The 475-nt window shown below is 62.5% G+C and carries 1 pseudogene; it reads left to right on the top strand.

Annotated features, from left to right (window positions below):
- Window positions 1–5 precede the first annotated feature (5 nt).
- A pseudogene (locus tag AACY45_RS28270) lies at window positions 6–413 on the top strand (cytochrome c oxidase subunit 3).
- Window positions 414–475 lie beyond the last annotated feature (62 nt).

The raw sequence follows: 475 nt of genomic DNA, 5'->3' as shown, positions 1-475 counted from the left end.
ACACGCTGATCCTGCTCACCAGCGGTACCACGATCACCTGGGCGCACCACGCGCTGATCCATGGCGACCGCGACGGCCTGAAGAAGGGCCTGTGGGTCACGATCATAATCGGCCTGCTGTTCAGCTCGATCCAGGCCTATTAATATGCCGACGCCCCCTTCCCCTTTAAGGGCCTGAACTATGGCGCATCCTTCTTCATGGCGACCTGGTTCCACGGCTTCCACGTGATGATCGGCACGATCTTCCTGATCGTCTGCCAGATCCGCGTCTATCGCGGCGATTTCACTCCGCAGCAGCATTTCGGCTTCGAAGCGGCGGCGTGGTATTGGCATTTCGTCGACGTGGTGTGGCTGTTCCTGTTCGTCTCCATCTATGTCTGGGGTGGCTGGGGCGCGCCCATCCACGCCGGCTGATCGCCGTCCGATGACCGAGGTGCGGGCCGAGGCCGTAACGCCGACGCCCGAACCGGCCCCCT

It is taken from the genome of Pseudomonas sp. RA_35y_Pfl2_P32 (assembly GCF_963970735.1).
Taxonomy (GTDB): domain Bacteria; phylum Pseudomonadota; class Gammaproteobacteria; order Pseudomonadales; family Pseudomonadaceae; genus Aquipseudomonas.
The sequence above is the reverse complement of the archived record's forward strand: the minus strand, read 5'-3'. Positions and strand labels throughout refer to the sequence as shown.